The sequence below is a fragment of the Kitasatospora sp. NPDC057542 genome (genome assembly GCF_042801945.1).
GTDB lineage: Bacteria > Actinomycetota > Actinomycetes > Streptomycetales > Streptomycetaceae > Kitasatospora.
The window spans coordinates 1-4,760 of record NZ_JBHVFE010000597.1; the positions used below are offsets into that span (position 1 = coordinate 1).

Sequence of the window (4,760 nt, forward strand, 5' to 3'; positions counted from 1 at the left end):
CCGCTCCCCCGCCCGGGGGAGCGGGCCGGCCCGGGTTCAGCCCGGGTGAGGACGCCCCCGCGGGCGTCCTCCGGGAGGGTCGGAGCCGGTGGCGGACGGACGGCGTCCGCCCGGGCCGGGAGGCGGAACCATGGGCGCACGGACAATCGCGGCACGACTGCACGGCACACCCGCACCGGGTGTGCCCCGCTGGGCGGTGCGGACCGGGTACGCGATCACCCTGGCGGTGCTGCCCTCCTGCCTCTGGCGGATCGGCGGCTTCATCCTCGGACTGCCGCTGCTCGACCACGGCCCGACGCCCCCGGAACAGGACCCCGCCTCGTTCGACGGCGGCTGGGGGTACATCCTCGCGCTCAGCGTGGTCAGCGAGGCGCTGGCCTTCCTCTGCTTCGGCCTGGTCGCCCGCTGGGGCGAGGTGTGGCCGCGCTGGATCCCCGGTCTCGGCGGCCGCCCGGTCCCGGTGCTCGCCGCCGTGCTCCCGGCCGGGCTCGGCTCGGCGGTGCTGATGGTCTTCCCGTACGCGATGGTGATGTTCTCCCTCGGCCTGACCATCCGGGGCGACGAGGGCGGGGTCATCACCCACGGCTGGCAGACCCTCGTGTTCTGGATCGGCTACCTGCCGCTGGCCGCCTGGGGCCCGCTGCTCGCCGTGCTCACCGTGCACTACTACCGCCGGCGCAGGGCGGTTTGAGCCGTCCCCGGCGCAGAACGGGTCGAGCCGTCCCCGGCTCAGAAGCCGGTCGGCAGGCGGGGCGTGTACGGGGCCTCCAGGGCCGCCGCCTCGGCGTCGGTGAGGCCGAGCCGCAGGGCGGCCGCCGCGTCGTCCAGGTGGCCCGGGCGGGTGGCGCCGACGATCGGGGCGGCGACCACCGGGTTGCGCAGCACCCAGGCGAGCGCGACCTGTGCCATCGGCACGCCGCGGGCCTCGGCGACGTGCTGGACGGCGTCCACGATCGGGCGGTCGACGTCCGCGAAGAAGCGTCCGGCGACCGGGTCCCCGGCCGAGCGGGCGGTGCCCTGCCCGTACGGCCGGGCCAGCCGGCCCGAGGCCAGCGGGCACCAGGCCAGGCCGGCCACGCCCTGGTCGGCGAGGAACGGGAACATCTCCCGCTCCTCCTCGCGCTGCACCAGGCTGTACTGGTGCTGCATCGACACGAACTGCGGGCCGCCGGCCAGGGCCGCCGCGTGCCGCAGCTTCGCGAACCGCCAGGCCCACATCGAGGAGACGCCGACGTACCGGACCTTCCCCGCCTCGACCACCTCGCACAGCGCCGCCACCGTCTCCTCGACCGGGGTCGCCGGGTCGAAGCGGTGCAGCTGGAAGAGGTCGATGTGGTCCGTGCCGAGGCGGGCCAGCGAGCCGTCCACCTGCTCCAGGACCGCCCGCCGGGACAGGCCGGAGCCGCCCGGGCCGTCGTGCATCGGCAGGCCCGCCTTGGTCGCCAGCACGACGTCCTCGCGCCGGGTGTAGCGCCGCACCGCCCGGCCGACCAGCTCCTCCGAGGCGCCGCCGCCGTACACGTTGGCGGTGTCCCAGAGGGTGATGCCGAGCTCGACCGCCCGCCGGAACACCGGCGCGGCGGCCTCCTCGTCCAGCGCCCACGGGTTGTGCCCGCCGCCGCCACCGCCGAAGCCCATGCAGCCGAGCGCGATCCGGCTGACCTCCAGGTCGGTGCCGGGCAGTTCCAGGTACTCCACCGTTCTTCCCCTCCCCTCAGGCCGGGTACGGCACGGCGGCCCGCGCGTTCTTCAACGCGCCCGCCCACCAGGACAGTTGGTCGAGCAGGACCTTGGCGTAGCCGGGCGCCTGCGGGTCGTTCGGGCGGCCGTCCGCCCAGGCGGTGAAGTAGTTCGGGAAGGCCAGGCCGTCCCGGATGGTCACCGCGTGCAGCTCGGTCAGCACGTTCTCCAGGTGCAGCACGGCGTGCCGGCCGCCGGCCGCGCCGCCGTAGCTGACGAAGGCCACCGGCTTGGCCGTCCACTGGGTGAAGTGCCAGTCGATCGCGGCCTTCAGCGAGGCCGGGTAGCTGTGGTTGTACTCCGGTGTGACGACGACGAAGGCATCGGCGCCCTCCAGGGCCTCGGTCAGCTTCGCCATCCCGGCCGGCCGCGGGTAGCCGTCACCCGCGAACTTCGGCGGGGCGGCGGGGAGTTCGAGCGGCAGCTCGACCTCGGCGAGGTCCACCACCTCGACCTCGAAGCCCCCGTGCGCGGCGGCCTGTTCGGCCACCCACGAGGACACCACCGGGCCGAACCGGCCCTCCCGGACGCTGCCGAGGATGATCACCAGCTTGTGCGTGTTCGTCTCCATGGCCACCACCCTCCGCCCGCTCCGCGGCCGTAACCAGGCCGCGCTCAGGCTGGCCCCCGCAGGGCCACCCTCGGCGTGACGATCGGCCGTACGCTCGTCATATGGGCACACCAATGGGGGACTTCATCCGCGCGAAGCGCGACAGCATCCAGCCGGAGGCGCTGGGCCTGCCCGACCACGGCCGCCGCCGCTCGCCCGGGCTGCGCCGCTCCGACCTGGCCGTCCGGGCCGGCATCAGCGTCGAGTACCTGACCCGGCTGGAGCAGGGCCGCGACCGCAACCCCTCCACCCCCGTGGTCAACGCACTCGCCGACGCCCTCAGCCTCGACCCCGCCGAGCGCAACCACCTGCGCTACCTCACCAAGATCACCGGTGGCGCGTGCGCCGGCCGCACCCGGCCCGCCCCCGCCCCGCGCGAGCTGCGCCCCACCGTCCTCGCGACGCTGCGCCTGCTCGAACCCGGCGTCGCCGCCGTCACCAACCGCCTCGGCGACGTCCTCGCCCACACCAGCGGCTACGCGGCCGTCCTCGGCGCGGCCGGACTGCTCGACACCCCGGCGCCCAACCTCACCCGCTACGTCTTCACCGACCCGCGCGCCCGCACCCTGTTCGCCGACTGGGACGACGTCGCCGACGAACAGGCCTTCGACCTCTGGCTCGGCCCCTCGGTCGAGTCCGCCGAGTGGCTGAGCACCGAACTCGCCCCGCTCGCCGGCCCCGACTTCACCCGCCGGCTCGGCAACCACCTCGTCCCCCACCGCGGCCCGCTCCGCCTCCGCCACCCGTCCGGCCCCGAACTCCGGCTCCACCGCGAGACGCTGGAGCTCCCCGACGACTCCCAGCAGCTCCTCGTGCTGCTCCCCGCGGACGACGACACCGCCGCCCACCTCGACCGCCTGCTCGCCCCGGAGCGGCCCCGGCTGCGCGCGATCTCCTGAAGCGCTCCGCCGCCCCCTCAGCCCGCCGCCACGACGCACGACGGCGCCGCCCCGTCGGCCCGCCGCTCGGCGACGTCCGCCGCCGCCCGGACGAAGGCGCGGACCCGGGCGGTGGTGTTGCTCTCCAGCCAGACCGGGCCGCGCTCGATCGGGGGCACGTCGTGGATCGGCACGTACGCGACGTCCGGACGCGGGTAGTAGCGGCGGGAGTGCTCGCCGACCGGGAGGACGCCGCGGCCCATCGCGACCAGGCTGAGCATCTCGGAGAAGGTGCTGCCGGACGGGCCCTTGGGCACCGGGCGGCCGGACGGGGTGTGGTCGGGGGTGCGGTCGCGCTTGAAGGCCGCCGAGGTGACGGCCGGGTACTGCACCACCGGGTGGTCGGCGAGCACCTCGACCGACACCGACCGCTCCGCGGCCAGCGGGTGCCCGGCCGCCACCGCGAGGACCCGCCGCTCGGTCAGCAGCACCGGCCCACAGGCCATGCCGTCGAACGGGTAGGAGGCGATCAGGACGTCCACCGAGCCGTCCACCAGGCTCGCCCGGGAGTTGGAGAGCTGGACCTCGCGGACGTCCACCCGGCAGTCGGGGTGCCGCTCGCCGAACAGCGCGACCGCCTTGAGCAGCACCGGCGCCGTCCACTCCCCGAGGAACGCCACCCGCAGCTCCCCGGTGACCCCTCGGCTGGCGTCCTCCGCGCGCCGCAGCGCCGCCGCCATCGCCTCCACCACCGGCGCCAGGTCGTCCGCCAACTGCCGTCCCACGGCGCTGAGTCGGACCGACCGGCTGGTGCGCTCGAACAGCGGGCCGCCGATCCGACGCTCCAGCTTCTTCACCACCTGGCTGACCCGCCCGGTGGTCAGGTGCAGGCGCTCGGCGGTCCGGCCGAAGTGCAGCTCCTCGGCGAGCGTGAGGAAGACCTCGACCTCCAGCCGTTCCAGCATCCAGCCCCACCCCTCGATCGTTGAATTCTGCTCAACGATCGTACGTCCATCGCGCATTGATCACCCGTCCGGACGGCGGGATCGTTGAACCCGTCACCAGCAGTCGCACCCGAGCGGAGCCGAACACCCATGCGCGTCGTAGCCTTCGACCACCTCGTCCTCAACGTCGCCGACGTCGAACGCTCGCTGGCCTTCTACTCCGGCCTGCTCGGCCTGGAGCCCGTCCGCGTCGACGAGTGGCGGGCCGGCAAGGTGTCCTTCCCGTCCGTCCGCGTCACCCCCGACACCATCATCGACCTGACCAGCCGTCCCCGGCAGGAGTCCAACGTCGACCACATCTGCCTCACCGTCGAGCCCCTCGACTGGCAGGAGGTCATCGACTCCGGCGTCTTCACCGTCCTCGAAGGCCCGGTCACCCGCTACGGCGCCCGCGGCAACGCCACCTCGATCTACGTCCGCGACCCCGACGGCAACACGGTCGAGCTCCGCTGGTACCCCCAGGACGCCGACAAGTGAGCGGTGCCGCCCCGGCCCCACGGGGGTGGCCCGGGGCGGCCACCCGCGCCC

Annotated in this window: 6 protein-coding genes; 3 read left to right on the plus strand and 3 right to left on the minus strand. The window is 74.6% G+C overall.

What is annotated here, in order from left to right; translation table 11 throughout:
* The first annotated feature begins 130 nt into the window (after positions 1 to 130).
* The gene (locus ACFU7Y_RS40390) at positions 131 to 691 is read left to right on the plus strand and encodes a hypothetical protein (protein WP_224279687.1); all 561 of its coding nucleotides are present in this window, start codon (positions 131 to 133) and stop codon (positions 689 to 691) included.
* Between the two features lie 38 nt (positions 692 to 729).
* Here ACFU7Y_RS40390 and ACFU7Y_RS40395 read toward each other — a convergent pair whose 3' ends face one another.
* Positions 730 to 1,698: an aldo/keto reductase gene (locus ACFU7Y_RS40395; protein WP_224279689.1), complete on the minus strand. Its 969-nt coding sequence runs from the start codon at positions 1,696 to 1,698 to the stop codon at positions 730 to 732.
* Positions 1,699 to 1,714: 16 nt separating this feature from the next.
* Positions 1,715 to 2,311 carry an NADPH-dependent FMN reductase gene (locus ACFU7Y_RS40400; protein WP_380771363.1) on the minus strand — a complete coding sequence of 199 codons (597 nt, stop codon included), beginning with the start codon at positions 2,309 to 2,311 and terminating at the stop codon, positions 1,715 to 1,717.
* A 101-nt stretch (positions 2,312 to 2,412) separates the two neighbouring features.
* On the opposite strand from ACFU7Y_RS40400, the gene ACFU7Y_RS40405 reads away from it, so the two are divergent.
* The gene (locus tag ACFU7Y_RS40405) at positions 2,413 to 3,249 is read left to right on the plus strand and encodes a helix-turn-helix domain-containing protein (protein ID WP_224279692.1); all 837 of its coding nucleotides are present in this window, start codon (positions 2,413 to 2,415) and stop codon (positions 3,247 to 3,249) included.
* A 17-nt stretch (positions 3,250 to 3,266) separates the two neighbouring features.
* On the opposite strand, the gene ACFU7Y_RS40410 is transcribed toward ACFU7Y_RS40405, so the two are convergent.
* Entirely contained in the window at positions 3,267 to 4,193 is a 927-nt protein-coding gene (locus tag ACFU7Y_RS40410; RefSeq protein WP_224279694.1) for a LysR family transcriptional regulator, read from the minus strand.
* Positions 4,194 to 4,322: 129 nt separating this feature from the next.
* Here ACFU7Y_RS40410 and ACFU7Y_RS40415 point away from each other — a divergent pair, with 129 nt between their 5' ends.
* On the plus strand, positions 4,323 to 4,709 hold the full coding sequence (locus ACFU7Y_RS40415) for a VOC family protein (RefSeq protein ID WP_224279696.1): 387 nt from the start codon (positions 4,323 to 4,325) through the stop codon (positions 4,707 to 4,709).
* Positions 4,710 to 4,760 lie beyond the last annotated feature (51 nt).